Raw genomic sequence first — 19,877 nt, 5'->3', positions numbered from 1 at the left:
AATGAGCAAGTTATTTATTGCGGGAGAAGTTTTCCATGGTGCGGGAAGTCTTGAAGAATTAAAAAACATTAAAGGAAATAAAGCTGTAATCGTTACAGGAGGAAGCTCAATGAAAAACAGTGGGTCTTTGGATAAAGCTGTTGCTTATCTTAACGAAGCTGGATTAGAAACAAAAATTTTTGAAGGAGTAGAAGAAGATCCATCATCTGCAACTTGTTTTAAAGGAGCGGAATTAATGAAAAGCTTTGAACCGGACTGGATTATTGGTTTAGGCGGATGTTCTGCAATTGATGCGGCAAAAATGATGTGGGTTTTTTACGAATATCCAGATGCTGATTTTGAAGCTATGATTAAGCCTTTTAACGTACCAGTTTTACGTAAAAAAGCAAAATTTATCGCGATTCCATCGACTAGTGGAACAGGAACCGAAACTACTGGTTTAGCAGTTATTACAGATCGTGAAAAAGGAGTGAAATATCCAATCGTTTCGTACGAACTTACTCCAGATATCGCAATAGTTGATGGGGAAATCTGTGCTTCAATGCCAGCACATGTAACTTCAAATACAGGATTAGATGCATTGACGCATTGTGTAGAAGCTTATGTTTCTAATATCGAAAATAATTATGCAGATGTACTTTCTAAAGGAGGTTTAGAAATTGTTTTCAATAACTTAAAAGAAGCAGTTCAAAATCCGTCTAATATTCAGGCTCGTCAAAATATGCATGATGCTTCTTTTATGGCTGGTCTTGCCTTTAATAATGCTTGGCTTGGAATTGTACATTCATTATCACATCAAGTTGGGGCATTGTATGGAATTCCTCATGGTGCTTCAAATGCGATTTTTTTACCAAATGTTATTCGTTTTAACTCAAAAGAAAGCAGTCGTTTTCCTGACCTAGCAAAAGTGATTGGAAAAGAAACAGCTGAAGATTTGGCTCAGGCTGTAGAAACTTTAAGATCTGAGGTAAATAATCAGGCAGCAATTAAAGAATTTGGTATTTCTCGTGAAGACTGGGATAAAAATCTAGATTTTATTGCTAACAACGCGTTTTTAGATCCTTGTACAGGCTTTAATCCTAGAAAACCAACTGTTGAGGAATTGAAAGAGATATACAATGCTTGTTATGAGGGAATTGTTTATAATGGATAATTATAAAATCTAATTTGTTTTTAAAAAAGCTGTCAAATCTTGACAGCTTTTTTTTACTCATTCTTTATATTGTAATAAGGCAGAATTAATCTTCTTCTTCCCAGTCGTTTTCATCATATTCTGAATCAAAATCGTCTTCTAAGTATTCATCTTGTAAATCACTTAATTCAAGTCCGTAATGACTGTCGGATAAGGAAAAATCAGGAGAATTGCCTTCTAAATAATTGTCGTAATTTAATAACAGTTGTTCTTCGTACGAAGTTAAATCACTGTCATGTTGATGGTTTAAAAAGTAGTTATCGGATATCATATAAAATTACTTTAAATTAATACAAATTCATTTTGCCGCTTTAAGGTAATCCTAATTTAGAACTTTAATTAAAGTATCGTTTTATACAATTTTAGAACGATCTTACTAAATTATAATATTTGGCTTTTATTCTTTTAATGTTTTATTAAGTAAGAATAAAGTAGCACCAATAGTCAATCCCGTTAATAAAGGTAAAGCAAGATTGTGTCTTTTCTTTGATGGCAGATTTCCATACACGCGCAGTGGTTCTTTAGAATTGGTTAATACATTTCCGGCGTCACCTTCTTTGTCCTGATTCATTTTCATTTTTAACCGAAGAACCGTAGAGGCTGCATTAATAATTGGTTTCGGAAATAATTTGTAAGTTTTAGTGATTGCAGCGGCACGAAAATCAGGAAACGCATCTTTTTTCGGATGTTTTGCCAACTTCACTATAGCGGCTGCAGTATCTCTCGGATCTGAAGCTATAGGCGAAATTTTCATGTCGAAACCAGAATATTTGGCCGAATGCAGATTACCAGTAGAATTTTGCAATTGCGGATATAAATTGCAAACATGAATATGTTTGTGATTAGAAATTTCGCCCTGAAGACATTCCATCATTCCTTTAATTCCGTATTTGGTTGCCGAATACACAGCGCTGTAAGGTGCAGGCATAAATCCGCCAATTGAAACGTTATTGATTAGAATTCCTTGATTTTGTTCTTTAAAAACCTGAATAGCATTATAAGCTCCATGCAGGTATCCAAATAAATTGGTTTTAATAACCTGTTCGTGAATCTCCATCGGAATTTCTTCAAATTTTCCACTTGCCATAACTCCGGCATTGTTGACCCAGATATCAATTTTTCCGGTTGTTGAAAGGGCTTTTTCTGTTATTTTGTTTACATCTTCGGCAACAGACATATCTGCATAAACGCCTACAGCCAAGACATTAAATCCTTGACAATATTCGACAACTTCATCGATACCTTTTTTTCCTCTGGCAGCCAGTATTAAATTGCATCCTTCTGCGGCAAAAGCTTCAGCCGCAGCGCGACCAACACCGCTGCTTGCACCAGTTATGACAACAGTTTTTCCTTTGAGGTTGTTTTTGCATGTTGCTGTATCTTTCATAATTTTTAATTTTTAAAAGTAATACTAAGTGAATCAAAGCGTCTTTTTCAGCATTACACCATTATTTTTTTCATTGGTTCTACTTGAAGTGCTTTTTGAAATGTATTTTTTCTCAGAAGTTCTAGTGCTTGATATTCTGTTTTTTTGATTTGAAAAATTCATACGAACTGTTTTAGCATTGAGTTTTTTTTCTCAATAATGAAAAGTAAAATTATACTAAACTATTAGCAAACAGTTACATAATTACATTTGGTAATTGTTTAATTAAAGGATAATTGTTTTTGAAGAAATTAGAGAAGTGTTTAACTAAATTAAAATGAAACGTTTTAGAAAAAATAAAAAGACATTTTATAATTATGTTTTCTATGTGAAATATTCAAAAGAATAAGTTTTGAATTATTTCAAAAGTTTTAAAAAGCCAGAAATTATTTCTGGCTTTTTTACATGAATACATTATTTCGAAGAATTGTTTTAAAAATTCTTATTTTAGATTTATTAAATTAAAACATATGAGAATATTTTTTGCTGCTGTTGGTTTGATATTATTTTTTAGTTGCCAGAATAAAAGTGTTCCCGTCGTAAAAGAACCTGAAAACAACAAAAAAGTTGTGCCCCAAAAGCCAGTAAAAAAGGTGAAAACTGCATTGGTAGATAATAGCAAAATATTTAATACAATAGATGTTGATGTTAAACCCGATTTTAAAGGAGGAATAAATAAATTTTATGCTTTTTTAAAGAAAAATTACATTGTACCAAAAGATCCAGATGATAATGGTTCACTTCAAGGCGGTATTTTTACCAAATTTATAATTGAAAAAGATGGGAGTATTTCTAATATAGAAGTTATTCGTGATATTGGATATGGAACTGGAGAAGAACTAGAACGGGTTTTGAAATTATGTCCAGACTGGAATCCGGCTATGAAAGATGGAAAACCGGTACGATGTCTGTATAGTTTTCCGTATTATATTCAACAAAAATAGGTACAGAACAATTAACAATTATCAATTAACAATTATCAATTATCAATTATCAATTATCAATTATCAATTATCAATTAACCATTAACCATTAACCATTAACAATTACCCCTAATCATCTCCCGAAATTCCAAAGGAGCCATTTGTGTTCGTTTTTTAAAAAGCGTGCTAAACGACTGCGGATGTTCAAAACCAAGATGGTAAGCGATTTCACTGACAGATAATTCTGTTGTCGATAGTTTTTCTTTGGCTTTATTAATCAACCTTTCATAAATATGCTCTTTTGTATTGCGTCCGGTATGTATTTTAAGGAAATCGCTGAGATAGTTTGGAGAAAGATGTAAAGCTTCGGCAATTAAACTCACACTTAAAAGACCTTTTTCTGCTTTGTCATCATTATAATAATCATTAATAAATCTTTCAAATTTTGTAAGTAGCGCATGACTGTTGTTTTTTCTTGTAATGAATTGTCTTTCATAAAACCGACTGGAATAGTTTAAAAGCAAATCAATCTGCGATAGAATAATATCCTGTGTATGATGATCGATATGCTGACATTCTTTATCAATTCGATCCAAGATTTCAATCAGATAATTTTCTTCTTGTTCAGATAAATGTAAAGCTTCATTTACGGCGTAAGAGAAAAAACCAAAATCAAATATTCGTTGTGCTAACGGATGTTTTAAAAGAAAATCTTCATGAAATATCAGCAAATAGCCCGCTCCGCATTCCATATTATGATAATCCAAATACTGCACCTGATTAGGTGCAGTAAAACTTAAAACGCCTTTATCGTAATCGTAATGACCTTGACCGTATCTGATTTTTCCTTTAGCATCTCTCTTTAAAGCAACACAATAAAATTTATTGACAAATCCTTTCCAGATTTCATCGTCCAGAAAAATACTTTCAGCTAAATTGATCACACTAACCATCGGATGTTTAGGTTCTGGAAGAGAAAGCAAACGGTGAAAAGCAGATACAGATGCAATAGTATTCATAACAGCGTTTTTTTTAAGTTAGTCCAAAAGTCCCATACTAAATTCATCGTATGGCGCTCCGGTATCTGTTCCCAAAGGTACGATACTTTCAAGTTTCAGAAGATCACTTTGACTTAATTCTATATCTGCCGAAGCGATATTCTGTTCCAGATATTTTCTGCGTTTGGTTCCAGGAATAGGAACAATACCTTTACTGATAATCCACGCTAAAGCAAGTTGAGAAGAAGTCACATTTTTTTCTTCTGCCATTTTCTCAATCGCTTTTACGAGTTCAATGTTTTTATGGAAATAGTTTTCCTGAAAACGCGGAATAGCCCTGCGGAAATCATTTTCAGGGAGATCATCAATAGATCGAATTTGCCCTGATAAAAATCCGCGGCCAAGAGGAGAATAAGCTACAAAACCTATTCCGAGTTCTTCCATAGTTTTAAGTACGCCTCTTTCTTCTACGGTTCTTTCAAATAAAGAATATTCGCTTTGAACGGCTGTTATTGGATGAACGCTATGTGCCTTTTTGATCGTTTCAGAAGATACTTCCGAAAGTCCGATATATTTCACTTTTCCCTCTTTTACAAGGTCGCTCATAGCGTCGACAGTTTCTTCAATCGGCGTATTTTTATCTAGACGATGCATATAATAAAGATCAATATAATCGGTATTCAAATTTTTGAGAGAACGTTCTACCGCTTTTTTGATATATTTTCTGCTGCCGTTTATAGCCCAAGTTACTTTGTTGTTATCATCGATTTCCCAGCCAAATTTTGTAGCTAAAATATATTGGTCTCTTTGATTTCCTATAGCTTTAGCGATCAGTTGTTCATTTTTTAAGGGTCCGTATAAATCTGCTGTGTCCAGAAAATTACCTCCCAGTTCAAGTGAGCGATGAATGGTTTGAATCGCTTCTTTTTCATCTGCGGGACCGTACATATTTCCTTCTTCAAAACCTGTCATTCCCATACATCCCAAACCAAGTTGCGGAATAAGCAAGCCTTGGTTTCCTAATTTAATCTGTTTCATCTTTTATAATTTTAGTTGAATACAAATTTCGAAAGAAACGACAGGAGTAAAAGTTTGCAGATTACGGAAGTTTGTATTCAAATTACGGTTACTTAACAAAAGCCACTTTAATTTGTTTTTTATCAAAATTTGGTATGAATAATTTTTGTAGATAAGAATATCACAATAGGTAAGCAGGTTTTTCAGTAATCTTTTACTTTTTGTAGTAAAAATACAGCTCTTTGATTTATCAATTACAATAAAAATAGATTTAATCCATAAATTTAAAAATACCTGAAATCAGGTATATCGTCGATAATTTTAATCACTTTGTCGATTATCTCATTTTTAAAACTAAAATTAATACATATATTCGCAAAAAAATTTGTGAATGAAAGTAATATTACACTTAATAATATTTTGTTGTTTTTTTAATGCCTCAATTTACGCTCAGCATGAAAGTAATATAACCTACGGGTTAAAACTTGGTGGATTGCACTCAACGATTAGCAATATTCCAGAAAGTATCAAAGGAAGAGACAATACCTTTGATAACAGCGTAATGGAAAGCAAAGGGAAATTCGGACTAGAAGGTGGTTTCTTTTTGAACTGCAAGCTTTATGATACGCGTGTTGCCATTCAGCCTGAAATTTTATTCAGACAAATGGGAGAAACCATTACCTATCACGATGCAGTTGGAAAAGAATTTGAACTTGGTCTTAATTATTCTTTTTTACAGATTGGAGCTTTGTACAAAGTGTATCCTTACGAAGGGCTAAACTTCGGGGTTGGTGCTTTTTACGGAATCAATCTGTCGCCCAATGACGTGACTTATACGTCTAACGAAGCCGGCGGAATGTACGATGTGGCAACCAGACAGTTTTATATTGACGGTTTAGACGGTGGCGACGATTTTTCGTTATGTTTTGCATTAGGTTATGAACTTCATAAAAGCATTCACTTTGATTTTCGCTATTATTTGGGCGTAAAAGACATGATTAAAAGTAATGCATCTTCTTTTCAGTTTATCGAAAACCAAAACAAAAGCAGTGTGTTTAGTTTCTCGTTAGGCTATAGTTTTCATCAATGGTAATTTATTAAAAAATGAAAAAAATTATTTTGCTTCTAGTATTAGTAAGCACAAAATCTTTATTTGCTCAAGGCGATCGTGAAATTACTTATGGTCTATTTGGCGGAGGTATTTATTCGAAAATGTCGAATCTTCCAGATGTGATAGTGCCTAAAGGTATTTACGAGGGGTATACTTTAAAAGAAGAAGGAAAGTTTGGAGGAACTGGAGGGTTTTTTATCAATTGGAAATATCCTTATGCAAAAGTGGCTATTCAGACCGAGGTTTCTTATTCTGGACAAGGAACTGATCTGAATTACGAAGACGAAAAGGGACTGAAATATAAAATGACTTTTGGCTACAGTTATGTTAATCTTGGGGCTCAATTTAAATTTTATCCAGCTGAAGGATTCTATCTAGGTATTGGACCTTATGTCGGATTTAATATTGCTTCTGATAATATAAAATATACTTCGAATGCACAGGAAATATTTGCAGATTCAGGTGTTTATTTTGAACCTGATGCCAATGTTCAGAAGGTTTTGAAAGAATCGCTGTCAGGGAAAAACTATTTCTACGGAATGCTTTCTGCTGGTTATGAGTTTAGCAATAATCTTTCTGTTGGAGCACGATATACTATAGGCCTAACAGATGCATTAAGAACCGAAGAAAATGGACATCGCTACAGCGAAAACAAAAATAAAATCAACAGCATTTCGCTCATTATTGGTTATTCTTTCGACTTTGATGATTTAGGGAATTTCTAGAAAACATCATTTTTAAATCAGTTTAAATTATGAATAAAAGGATTTTTTTACTGGTAAATGCAGTGGTAATCTGTGCTGTAAATTTGGGTTTTTCGCAGCAAAAGATACTTCCTGGAGCAGTTTCTGAGCCTTATTTTTGGATCAAATCCAGAAATGCGGGCGATAATTACTATTGGGAAACTCTTATAAATAATAAAGAAGCAAAGGTATCGGCCAAAAGGCATGGAGGTGCTGATTTTAATTTTAATCCGAGTATTGTTTTTGACACTACTCAGGATTCTCTTATTGTGCCTTTAGGTTTAGAGAGCAAAAGACGCCAGACCTTATTTATGGTTTATAAAGTAAAAGACAGTTTGAAAGAACAGTTTTTATGGACTATAAATGATCCGCAGAAAATAATTTCAGCAGCTACAAACAAACGTCTGGTCGATTTAAACAAATATTCTTATCAGTCGTACCAGGAAAAAATCAAACCTCATAAAGCTAATATTCACTTTTTTCAGCAGAATGTTACAGACAGTATCGCAAAGCTATCTTCGTTGACTATTGGACAAAAATCTAAAAATGAAAAGCTTCCACCAGAGGAATTTAAAGGAAGTATTAGCGAAATCTTAATTTACAACCGTGTTTTATCTGGGATAGAAACTCAAAAAGCAGCCAGTTATTTAGCTATTAAATACGGAATATCTCTTTCTCAATTTGACAATAAAAATTACGTCAACAGTTTAGGCGAAACCATTTGGAATGCAGAGAAGCACAAAGGATATACCTCATCGATTACTGCAGTTGGGCGCGACGATGCCAGCGGATTATTGCAAACTAAAAGTAATAATATGATCGATGAAGGATTGATGTCGTTTGAACTAAAAAGCAAATCGAATGCAATTCCGAATAATTATTTTGCTTTTTGGAGCGATAACGGAAAAAATCTACTAGTTAAAAAACAAAAGCAAGGTGAGCCAATTGGTGTTTCTAGAGAATGGCAATTGGATTTTGCAAATCCGTCAGATTTAAGTTTAGATTGGAATTTCAATCCAGCATTCATAAAAGGAACTTTGCCAAAAGATACCTATTACTGGCTTTTGGTAGATTATTCTGGAAAAGGAACTTATGACGAAGCAGATTCTGAATACATTCGATTAGGAAGCACTTCAAGTTCAGAGAAATTATCTTTAAAAGATTTTGATTGGAATAAACACAAATCAGGAACAGCCAAATTTACTTTGAAAGTGGCACCTCAAATGTTCAGTAGAGTTTGGATTACTGATGCAGTTTGCGGTGTAGCAAGCTCAGGAGAATTAAATTATACTATTGAAGGAGGAGAAGCGCCATTTACTGTTACAGTAAAAAAAGAAGGTAGCGAAACGGTTGTAAAACAATGGAGTCAGGCCGCAAAAAGCAATTCTGGAGTAAAATTGGCATCGGGAACGTATGATTATATTGTAAAAGACGGAAAAGGAAATTTATACTCTGAAACCGTTTTTGTGGCCGATAAAGAAGGCACTTTTCCTAATTTGAAATCAGAATATTTACTTACTGATGGAAATGCATTGCTTTTGGACGCAAGTAAAGATCTTCCTGCTGGAAACTACGAATATCAATGGTTTTATGAAGGAAATTTTATTGATGACAATCCGAAAATATTAGTGGATCAGGCGGGTAATTATGAGCTTCGATTACTGAATGCGCAGGAATGTAAAACGTCTAAGAAAATTGCCATAACTACAGACGGAAAAGAAATTACAGATTCAAGCGTCTTGATTTTATATCCAAACCCAACAGTAGACGGAAAATTTGCTATCGCGATGCAGTTTCCTAAAAAGACCGACGCCACAATCGGAATTTACGCTGTGACAGGTTCGCTTTTAAAAGAAAAGAAATACAGCCAAGTTGAAACCTATTTGCACGAAGACCAAATAAAAGGAGCTTCGGGCATGTATCTGGTAAAAATAACATCAGATTTTGGCACTAAAACTTTTAAAGTTATTGTGAAATAATACACCGCAGAAGTTTTTCTTCTTTCGGATACTAAAATATACTATAAACCGACCCCCAATCGATTATTGTGCTTTATGAAAAATAAAACGATATTATTACTGTTCTTAATAGGTACTTTTTTGTTCGCCGCTAATTTTAGCGAATACAGATTGCCTTCTTTTTTCAATGAAAATAAGGAAGAAAAAGAAATTGCCGATTCTAAAAGTGGTCAGTTGACTATTGAAGATCCTGAAAGTAAAACAACCAAATTATTTACGGCAGATATAAAAGAAGGTGTTATCGGTGTTCAGAATGCTGATGATATAGACGATGCGTATGACAACGTTTTTCATCTTAAAATTGATGAACTTCCAACTTCAGACGAAAATGTCTATCTAGAATACGAGCTTTATGGTTACGATCAGGCAGCTTCTATTTCAAGAAGTTTAAACAATCAACCCAGTATTGGAGGTCAGTTTGTATCAGAAAATAAAGCTTGGACGAAACAGTCAGAGTTATTATCTGAGAAATCTTTAAGATCAGGAGATAATGTTTTATTATTTACAGCACCAGAAGGAATCTCCAATTCGTATAAAATTAAAAATGTACGAATTGTATATAAAAAGACTTTCGAAACGGCAGAGCTTACACTTCTAAAAGCAGCAAATAAATTGTACATCAAAGGAACTAATTTTCCTTCAAAAGTTAAAAAAATGACCATTGCTGGAATTAGTATCGATGTTAATCAACCTGAATTTGAATTGGTTTTGGATGCAGAAAATATCGGAAAATCAATTTCAGTAATCAAAGAAACGGTAAGTGGTGTTACTTCAAACGAAAAAATAGAATTAAGTAAGTTTTTAAAAGCAGAAAGTTATAGATCTATTGAAAATGCCAAAGAACGCGTTTTTAAAACCATCAATTTTGAAACCGCAAATGCATTAGCATACAAAGACTTTAACGCTTCTTTTCCAGAAGGAGCCTTAAAAAAGAACATAACTGTTTCGGTAAGCGGACTAAGAAAAATTGATATTGCGCCTTTAAACGCAGCAATGGTCAATGTTACCGATGGAAACGCAGGATTTAGATTATTGCCTCACGGAACCATTTTCGATAAAGCAGTTACGCTTTCGTTGCCTTTTAACAAAAAAGCAATCCCAGAAGGTTATACCGAAAAAGATATTAATGTATTTTATTTTGATGAAAACAAGCGTCTTTGGCAGGAAGTTTCCAAAGATTCTTTAGACATCAAACAAGGTATAATTAAAGCCAAAACAACTCATTTTACCGATTTTATTGCTGGAATTATAAAAATGCCTGAATCGCCAGAAACTTCAGGTTACACGCCAACCAGCATAAAAGATTTAAAAGCGGCGAGTCCGTTAGTTGGAATTCAATCCATAGCTCCACCTTCAGCAAACGGAAGAGGAACAGCAAGCACAGGATTTTCTATCGCCATTCCGAGTGGAAGAGGAGGAATGCAGCCATCGTTTACCTTGCAGTATGACAGTGATGGCGGACACAGCTGGGCAGGAACAGGTTGGGATCTTTCTGCGCCTTCTGTCAATATTGAAACTCGTTGGGGAGCGCCGAGATACGATGCAAACAATGAAACAGAAAGTTATAGTATTGCGGGAGAAGCGCTAATTCCGAATTCGCATAGAGTCGAATGGATTGGCAGAACTTCTGACAAGCAATTTTTTCCAAGAAGAGAAGGCGCTTTTCAGCAGATTATTCGTAAAGGATCGTCTCCTAAAAATTATTATTGGGTTGTAAAAGACAAAAGCGGTGTAACGAGTTATTATGGAGGAACAGATTCTGGACTTTCAACAAACGGAATTCTACAAGATGCAAACGGAAATATCGGTCAATGGGTGCTTTGTCTTCAAATCGATTTAAAAGGAAATACTGTAGAATACGAATATGACAAGCGTGACGGAGAATTGTATCTTAAAAAAGTCTATTATACAGGTTCTGGTTCTCAAAAAGGAAATTACAATATCACTTTTATAAAAAATAGCGATTTAGGAGAAGCCAATCGTCTAGATGTACAAGTTTCAGCACGTTTAGGATTCAAGCAATTAAACAATCAATTGTTGCGTAAAATCGAAGTGCGTTACAAAAACGATATGATTCGTAGTTATGAATTGCAGTACAAACAAGGTGCATTTAAAAAGACTTTATTAGAATCGATTTCAGAATACGATTCGGAGTCAAAACTCTTTTATACCAATAAATTAGACTATTTTGATGACATTCGTGATGCATCAGGAAAATACAGTCCGTTTGGACCAGAGCAGGTTTGGAGCGTGCCAAATGATAATTTGAAAAACAGTTCTATTCCGGCTTTCAGTGATCTATTATTTTCTGGAAAGCACTCTTTGGTAAGCAGTTCTGAAGGATCAACAAATGGTGTTAGCTATCGTCTTGGAATTGGTTTAGCAACAAATGCAGGAAGTCTGAAAGGATTTACGGTTGGAGGTCACGGAGGAAATAGCTGGGGAACTTCTGATACTGCTGCATCTCTGGAAGATTTAGATGGCGACGGATTGCCAGATAAAGTTTTCAAAAACAAAAATGGCGTTTATTACCGAAAAAATTTAGCAGGTTCTGGGCAATTAGGCTTTGGCGAACTGCAAGAAATTAATATTAGCGACGTTGGATTTTCAAAATCAACTTCTTTCAATTGGGGTGTCGATTTAAATCTGAAATATGGAAATATTGGTTATGATGAACAAAGATCAACCAATAAGACCAAAGCGTATTTTATGGATTTTAACGGAGACGGTTTAGTAGATTTTGTTCGAAACGGACAAGTATATTACAACCGATTGGAAAATGGAATTCCGACCTTTAAAAACAATAGTACAGGAACGCCTTCACCAGTTTTTGGAGGAGGAGATATTACAATTCCAGGTTTTACTACGATTTCTGCAGAAGAAATTGAAAAGCAGAATCCGCTTCACGATGTGGTGCGTATGTGGGAAGCGCCTGTAAAAGGTATTGTATCTGTTTCGCACGAGTATCAGCTTATTGAAGAGACAACTCCAGAATGCATAAAAGCGCGTGCAGAATATGTAAATAATGCAGGAAATGATAAAGCAGACGGTGTTCATTTATACTTTCAAAAAGGAAATCAATTACTTTGGAATGAGGCAATCGGTGCAAAAGATTATGCTGTAAAAACCAAACAAAATACTGGTATTGAAGTAGAAAAGGGACAACGACTATACTTTAGAGTAAGTTCTGTAAAAGATGGAAATTTTGATGCCGTAAACTGGAATCCCGTTGTAACTTATTCGCAAATTAAACATTTTGATCGAGGCCTTAACGGTAGTGTAACAGAAAGTGATGTTGCAGTTCCTGCAACTTTAAAAGATGTGAATGGGTATTCTTTGGCTTCTTACAATGCCAATACCGATTTTTTCAGCAGTTCGCAGGCAGGAAAAACAATTGTTGCTGCTGGAAACGTTGTATTAAAAGGAATTTTAAACAAACCTGTAACTTCAGATCATGTTAAACTCGTTATTACAAAAACCTATTTGGATCAGACCAATCCAGCTGTAGTTGTTTTTGAAAGGACTTTTTTAGCTAATGAAGTAGCATCATTTAATTTGGCGTCAGTAAACCTTCCTTCATTTGAAGCCGAAACGCAGATTAGTTTGGCGCTTCAAACCGAAACGAACATCAATTGGCAAACTATTTCTTTTGCTCCAACTGTTACGGTGCCAGCTTATCCAGGCGGTGTTGCAGAAGAAGTTCCGATGGAAGTTTCACATACTTTATACAATAAACGACAAGGAAATTACAATATTCCAGGAGTAACAGCAACAGTAAGTGGAAAAGTAAAACTGAGTATATTGCCACAGGATTTAGTATTGGCGACACCTTTCCAATATCCCGGAAATATTAATGATTACAATGGAGATGTGATTATTTCGGCAAAACAAAACAATGTATTATTGGCACGTAATCGTTACAGAATTACAGCAGGAACCATGGTCGCGGTTATAGATGCTTTTGATAATGCTGTAACATATCCTGATGCGGTTATGGGAATGCCAATTCAATTGGAAATGACCGTTTCTAATGCGCAGTCTATTACCATTATTAATAATTATCCAAAAGCAAATGCCTTAAATGTGCAAGTTCAGGTTACCGATTTAAAAGACGTAGCCGATTTGACAGATGATGTTGTTTGGAATGCGACAACTGATGATTTTGCTATCTATAGACTTCTGAGTGCTGAAGAAAGAATTTACGGTCTGTACCATCGTCAATGGGGCGGATTTGTGATCAACGGAAATTTAGCTTCTAATACGATAGATCAGACGCTTTTAAAACAGTCAGATGCTTATAATTCTGAACCCGATTTAAACAATACGGATCCCGAAAATTATGACGGAAAAGGCTATGAAGTTGCCAATAATTATTTTGTATCGTTGAATCCGTCTTATACCAAATACAAATGGGAAGGTCTTGAAGAAGGCATTTACATTAAAGGGCAAACCATCGGAACATCTAGATTAGGAGAAGACGATATTGCCGATTATACTGATTTTTCACTTCCTAATTTGCAAGGAGGAAGCACTTCTGCCTTGGATATGATTAGCGAAAGCAAAAGTAAAAGTATTTCTGCGGGAGTTTCTGCAGGAGGTTCAGCAAATTTGGGATATAGCAAGTCTATAGATGGAGATTCGTATATGACCCAGACCATGAGTGATTTTAATGGAGACCGTTTCCCAGATTATATTCGTGGAGGAAATGTGCAGTTGACAGCTCCTGTGGGGAAAGTTTCAGATCAAATCGTAAACATTGGAGATAATTTCAGCCATTCTAAAACAAGTTCTGAGGGACCTAATTTTGGTGGAAGCTACAGTCATGGTTCGCCATCCAATTCTTTTAGCGTTACCATAGGTAAAGCAAGTGTGAAGAAAGATTCGGCTAAAGAAACCACTTCAAAAGAAGCTGAAAAAGGAGGAAACAGCATTTCTGTAAATGCTTCACAAGGTAAAGGAGAAGACCGTTCTGTGTTGATTCATAGTGATATTAACGGAGATGGACTTCCAGATAAAATAACAGAATCTGGAGATGTATTTTTAAATACAGGTTACGGCTTTTTGCCAGCAGAAAAATGGAATTTAGCGAGTATAAACAAAGGTAATTCTACAGATTGGAGTGCTGGTTTGGGATACAGCATTAAGCAGGGATCTATTTCTGGAGGTGCCAATTATGCGAGATCTCAGTCTGATAGTGATGAGTCTTTTATGGATATTAATGGCGACGGACTGGCAGATAAGATTAGATATGAAGGCGGAACAATGTTGGTTTCTTTGAACTTAGGAAACGCGTTTGATACACCAGTGGTATATCCGAGATTTCCAGAAATGAACCAGAACAAAGGGGTGAGTTACGGACTAAATGCCAATGTTTCAATTGATATTACAATTTGGTTATTGCGTATTACACCAACTATAGGAGGAAGCAAAGGGTGGAGTACAAACCGTTCTGAAGGTACTTTTATGGATATTGATGGCGATGGAAATTTAGATTATGTAGTTTCTAAAGACGACGGTCAATTAACAGCGCAATTGTCAAACATCAAAAGAACTAATAAACTGAAAAGCGTTACAAATGGCGCTGGAAACAGTTATACTGTAGATTATGAATTGCTAAAACCAAGCTACGAAAATCCTTCTGCAAAATGGGTTTTACAATCGGTTGATGTTTTTGACGGACATACTGGCGACGGTATCGATCATTCGATTGCTAAATTCAGATACGAAGACGGTTACCACGATCGTCGCGAGAGAGAATTTTACGGTTTCGGAAAAGTAATTCAGGAACAGATTGATGCGGCAGACAATTCCGTTTTTATGACTACGGTTCAGGAATTCTATAATCAGGATTATTTCCGTAAAAATCTTTTGAAACACAGTTATACTTTAGATAAAAACGGAAAAATGCGTCAGGAATCTGAAAACGAATATAGTTTTATCGATGTGGCAACACAGGCGAGTGTTCCGGTTTCAGAATTGAATTTACCTTCTTGCGATGCCAAACGTATTTTCGTTGGATTAATTCATGCCAACCAGAAAGTATATGAAGGCGGAAGTGATTATCTAGAAACCAATACTTTTAATACCTACGATGCGAACGGAAATATCATTCAATACGAAGATTTAGGAAACGGTTCTGCAGCAGATAAAGTAACTGCTAAAATTAGTTATTACGAAAGTACAACTCCGTATTATGGCGGAATTCCAAAACAATTGGAAGTATTTACAACAGATGGTCTCCGTCGAAAAAGAGCGACAACAATCAATACAACAACTGCCGAAGTTACGCAGATAAGAAATTATGCGTCAGCAGATAAAATTGCGATTACCGATATTGCATACGATACCTACGGAAACTTGCAGAAAATTACAGGTCCTGCCAACCACAAAGACCAGCGAATGACTTTAGAATATGTATATGATGCCGAAAATCATCAGTACATGACAGAGATTAAAGATGCTTTTGGTTATCAAAACAAAATGGAATACAATTACCGTTTTGGAGTGCCAATTAAAACAACAGATCGTAACGATCAAAGTACAGATTACACTTTAGATGCAAAAGGCCGTATTGCGACAATTCTTGCGCCTTATGAAATTGCTTCGGGTAAACCGTATACTATTGCGTACGAGTATTTCCCAGAAGCCAAAGTGCCGTATGCTAAAACGAGAAATTACGATCCCGAATTAGACAAAGATATTGAAACATATACATATACAGACGGATTAGGAAGAGCTTTGCAGGTTAAGAAAACGGCGAGTTTGTTTACACAAGCAGGAAGCGCCGATCAAGAAGCGCACATCATCTCTGGGAAAGTAATTTATGATGGTTTAGGTAGAGCCATAACCAGTTATTACCCAACCACAACTACGACTTTAGACAATAATTTCAGTACGGCAGTTTCGACTGTAACGCCAACTAAAACAGACTATGATGAGGTAAATCGCCCAATAAAAGTAACCTTGCCAGACGGAAGTACCAATACTACTGTTTTCACTTTAGAAAGTTATGATGGTCTTCCAGTATTAAAAACCACACAAACCGATGCATTAAACAAAACCAATACGACGTATACGGATGCTACAGGGCAAAATGTAGCCAGTATGCAAAACGATTTGACAACGAAGTTTGATACCAATGCATTAGGCGAAATGATCAAAGTTACCGATGCCATGGATCACGTTACCCAAAGCAGTTACGACTGGCTCGGAAGACGCATTGAGTTTACGCATCCAGATGCTGGAACAACGAAAATGGAATATGATTTGGCAGGTAATTTGACCACTCGTATTACACAAGATATTAAAAATACAGTTCCTAATGGCGGCGCTATACAATACGTATACAATTACAACCGTTTGGAGAGTATCAAATATCCTAAAAACCCGCAGAATAACGTACAGTATAATTACGGAAAAGCAGATGGAACACCCTCTCGACGTGGCAGATTATGGTTTGTACAGGATGCTAGCGGTGGTCAGGAGTTTTTCTATGGAAAATTAGGAGAGGTGGAAAAAGAAATTAGAACGCTTCGTATTACGCCAACAGACATTCAAACCTATATTTCACAATACGAATACGATACTTGGAACCGTATCCAAAAAATGACTTATCCTGATGGAGAAGTGGTAGAATACACCTATAACCGTGCAGGAAACTTGCAGAGTATGCAGGGTAAAAAAGAAAGCCATACCTACGATTACATTAAACAATTGAGTTATGACGAATTTGAACAGCGCAAGTATTTAAAATATGGTAATAATACAGAAACGAACTATACCTACGATCCTGTCATGAGGAGATTGCAGCAGTTGCAAGTGCAAAGCGGTTCTAGACAAGTCATGAACAATGCGTACGGATACGATTTGGTAGGGAATGTTTTGAGCATAAAAAACACCGCTCCAATTGTAAACAACACATTAGGAGGAACCTCTTCACATGAATACCAATACGATGATTTCTACCGTTTAAAATCGGCAAAAGCATCTTATCAGGGGGAGTTTACCAAAGCCAATTACGAGTTGAATATGAGCTATAATAAAATGCACAATATTACCAAAAAGGACTTGGTGCATATGGTAAACAACGAACAGAAAGGTTATGTTTTAGACTATAATTACGACAACGAACTGCACCCGAATGCGCCAAATAAAATTGTGGAGGCAGGCAAAGCAGAACCAAGACAATACAGTTACGATGGCAACGGAAACCCAACCAGTTATACGGAAGAGAAAAACTTCAGAAAAATGACTTGGGACGAAGAAAACCGTTTAATGGGAATAAATGATGGTGGAAGAATTCACCAATATACTTACGATGCAGGAGGAGAACGAGTGATTAAAAGTTCTGGAGATTCACAAAATGTAGCCATAAATGGTGAAACAGCGGCAACCATTGTTCATACGGATGATTATACAGGTTATGTTTCTCCTTATTTTGTAATAAGCAAAGGGAAATTTACCAAACATTATTTTGAAGGAGCAGGACGTATTGTGAGTAAATTGGGTAACGGAGCCTTTGCACAGCCTTTAAAATTAACAGCGGGAGGCGTTAATTACGGAAAACTTACAGCAGAGCAACAAAAAGCATTAGATACCTATGTGAAAAGTTTAGGAGTGCCTCCTGGAACGCCAACACAGCAAGGTATTTACGCAACGCCTGAATTTACAGGTGATCCTTATCCAAGTGAAGTATTAAAGCCTGTAGAAGAAAATCAAGAACCGCCTGCAGGCTGGCCAAGAAATCCAATTTTCAATGCGCCTGGCGATGTTCCCGGACCGCCAGTACAATTTGGACCACCAGTTGAACCAGAAACGGTAAAATCTGGAGAAGGTTTTACAGGAACAGGAATGCCAGAAAATGATATTTTTTATTTTCACCCCGATCATTTGGGAAGTACTTCGTATATTACAGCCAAAAATGGGGCTATTTCACAGCATGTGGAATATATCGCTTTTGGGGAGGTTTTGTTTGAGGAGCATAGTTCTACCTTTTCTAGCCCTTACTTGTTTAATGGTAAGGAATTGGATCGAGAGACGAATTTGAGTTATTACGGGGCTAGGTATTTGGATATGAAAACGAGTTTATGGCTAAATGTTGATCCTTTGGCACAAAATTATCCGAATGTAGGAAGTTATACTTATTGCTTGAATAATCCAATTAATAGTGTAGATCCTGATGGTAGATTAGTGATTTTTGTAAATGGAATGTGGGGAAGAGGAACAGGTGCTTCTGATGGAGGGAAAGCAAAACATTGGGGAGAAAGTTGGATTTTTAAAGCCCAAGAAGCTATTGGGGATTTTAACGCCAGATTTTATGATGGATCCTCAGATAGGACAGGGAAAACAGGGGGAATGTCGCGACTTAGTTTTAATATGGATCCACTTAATAGATATAGCTCAGGATATAAGCAAGGACGAACAGATGCAGCAAGTATAGTGAATTCCTTAGAACGTGATTCAAATGGAAATATAACTGAATCAATAAAGATGGTAACATCAAGTATGGGAGCTGCTTACTCTAGAGGAATGACAAAAGCTATAGTTGATTATGTAAAAGATGAAAATGCTGCTATTGATTTGTATAATAATGGCTTAGCTAAGGATAAAAATGGTAACTATCTCGATTCATCTAAAGTTAAACAAAGATTAAATGTTGTAATCGAATTCACTCTTGATTTGGATGCATTTCAAGCAAAAAACGTTAAAGCTGATCCTAATAGCGATGCGAATTATTTCATGAAAGCTGATGGCTGGGAAAGTAATTTTATTGGTGGAAACAATGTACCTGGCTCAACAGAAATTGGCTCATCAAATATGAAACATCATCATCCATCTTGGGCTCCTACCTCGGACATACCAAAAGGGAAAATGAATCCAGTTAACTCGTCAAAGAGGCCAATAGAAAACCCAACAAATTAAATAAATATGAAAAAAATAATAATTTTGACATGCCTTTTATTGTTAATTGCATTTACAATGCAAATTATATTAATAGGAACTTCTCCTAAGATTGATTGTAATGAGATAAAAACACAATTTTATATTTTTATGGAAACATTGATAATTCAATATATAATATTAATATCTATTCAAATTTTACTTTTAAAATTTTGGATTAAATCTGAATCAAGAAAAAGCATTAAATCTGTTTTGATTTTTTCAATTTTATTCATAGTTATGTTCACTTATTTATTTTGGGGATATTATAATGATATATGTAGTTAATATGAATTATATTTTAAAGTTCCTATCATATTTGGTACTGTATCAAATTAGGTGTTTAATAAATACCTTTAATTTGCTGAAGGAAAATATAATAATATAAGTTTTGAATACTAAAATAGACAACTGTTAGGTTGTTTATTAGAATGTTGTCTTGTTGTACTTACCTGAAATCTTCAGCGGTTGCATTTATTCAACTTTACGGGCACAGATTGCAAATCTGCG

The 19,877-nt window shown here is 35.4% G+C and carries 10 protein-coding genes; 6 read left to right on the top strand and 4 right to left on the bottom strand.

Annotated elements, in window-relative coordinates:
* Window position 1: 1 nt before the first annotated feature.
* A complete protein-coding gene (locus K6T82_RS11605; RefSeq protein WP_223706033.1) occupies window positions 2-1,153 on the top strand; it encodes an iron-containing alcohol dehydrogenase in 1,152 nt (383 codons plus the stop codon).
* Between the two features lie 85 nt (window positions 1,154-1,238).
* On the opposite strand, the gene K6T82_RS11600 is transcribed toward K6T82_RS11605, so the two are convergent.
* Both K6T82_RS11600 and K6T82_RS11595 read right to left on the bottom strand, forming a co-directional pair.
* Window positions 1,239-1,463 (bottom strand): hypothetical protein, encoded by a 225-nt coding sequence (locus K6T82_RS11600; protein WP_223706032.1) that lies wholly within the window; start codon window positions 1,461-1,463, stop codon window positions 1,239-1,241.
* A 126-nt stretch (window positions 1,464-1,589) separates the two neighbouring features.
* On the bottom strand, window positions 1,590-2,579 hold the full coding sequence (locus K6T82_RS11595; protein ID WP_223706031.1) for an SDR family NAD(P)-dependent oxidoreductase: 990 nt from the start codon (window positions 2,577-2,579) through the stop codon (window positions 1,590-1,592).
* Window positions 2,580-3,088: 509 nt separating this feature from the next.
* Here K6T82_RS11595 and K6T82_RS11590 point away from each other — a divergent pair.
* Window positions 3,089-3,562, top strand: coding sequence for an energy transducer TonB (locus K6T82_RS11590; RefSeq protein ID WP_223706030.1), 474 nt, complete (start codon window positions 3,089-3,091; stop codon window positions 3,560-3,562).
* A 95-nt stretch (window positions 3,563-3,657) separates the two neighbouring features.
* On the opposite strand, the gene K6T82_RS11585 is transcribed toward K6T82_RS11590, so the two are convergent.
* A complete protein-coding gene (locus K6T82_RS11585; protein ID WP_223706029.1) occupies window positions 3,658-4,560 on the bottom strand; it encodes a helix-turn-helix domain-containing protein in 903 nt (300 codons plus the stop codon).
* 18 nt (window positions 4,561-4,578) lie between these two features.
* On the bottom strand, window positions 4,579-5,577 hold the full coding sequence (locus tag K6T82_RS11580) for an aldo/keto reductase (protein ID WP_223706028.1): 999 nt from the start codon (window positions 5,575-5,577) through the stop codon (window positions 4,579-4,581).
* Window positions 5,578-5,947: 370 nt separating this feature from the next.
* Between K6T82_RS11580 and K6T82_RS11575 the strand changes: the two genes are divergently transcribed.
* The 4 genes from K6T82_RS11575 (at window position 5,948) to K6T82_RS11560 (ending at window position 19,349) form a co-directional block, all read left to right on the top strand.
* A complete protein-coding gene (locus tag K6T82_RS11575; protein ID WP_223706027.1) occupies window positions 5,948-6,649 on the top strand; it encodes an outer membrane beta-barrel protein in 702 nt (233 codons plus the stop codon).
* 11 nt (window positions 6,650-6,660) lie between these two features.
* Window positions 6,661-7,392: an outer membrane beta-barrel protein gene (locus tag K6T82_RS11570; RefSeq protein WP_223706026.1), complete on the top strand. Its 732-nt coding sequence runs from the start codon at window positions 6,661-6,663 to the stop codon at window positions 7,390-7,392.
* Between the two features lie 29 nt (window positions 7,393-7,421).
* The gene (locus K6T82_RS11565) at window positions 7,422-9,389 is read left to right on the top strand and encodes a T9SS type A sorting domain-containing protein (protein ID WP_223706025.1); all 1,968 of its coding nucleotides are present in this window, start codon (window positions 7,422-7,424) and stop codon (window positions 9,387-9,389) included.
* Window positions 9,390-9,464: 75 nt separating this feature from the next.
* A complete protein-coding gene (locus K6T82_RS11560) occupies window positions 9,465-19,349 on the top strand; it encodes a SpvB/TcaC N-terminal domain-containing protein (RefSeq protein ID WP_223706024.1) in 9,885 nt (3,294 codons plus the stop codon).
* Window positions 19,350-19,877: the final 528 nt, after the last annotated feature.

The organism is Flavobacterium potami, assembly GCF_020026915.1.
Taxonomy (GTDB): Bacteria; Bacteroidota; Bacteroidia; order Flavobacteriales; family Flavobacteriaceae; genus Flavobacterium; species Flavobacterium potami.
Note: the sequence above shows the minus strand (reverse complement) of the source record. Positions and strands in the feature narration are given on the sequence as shown.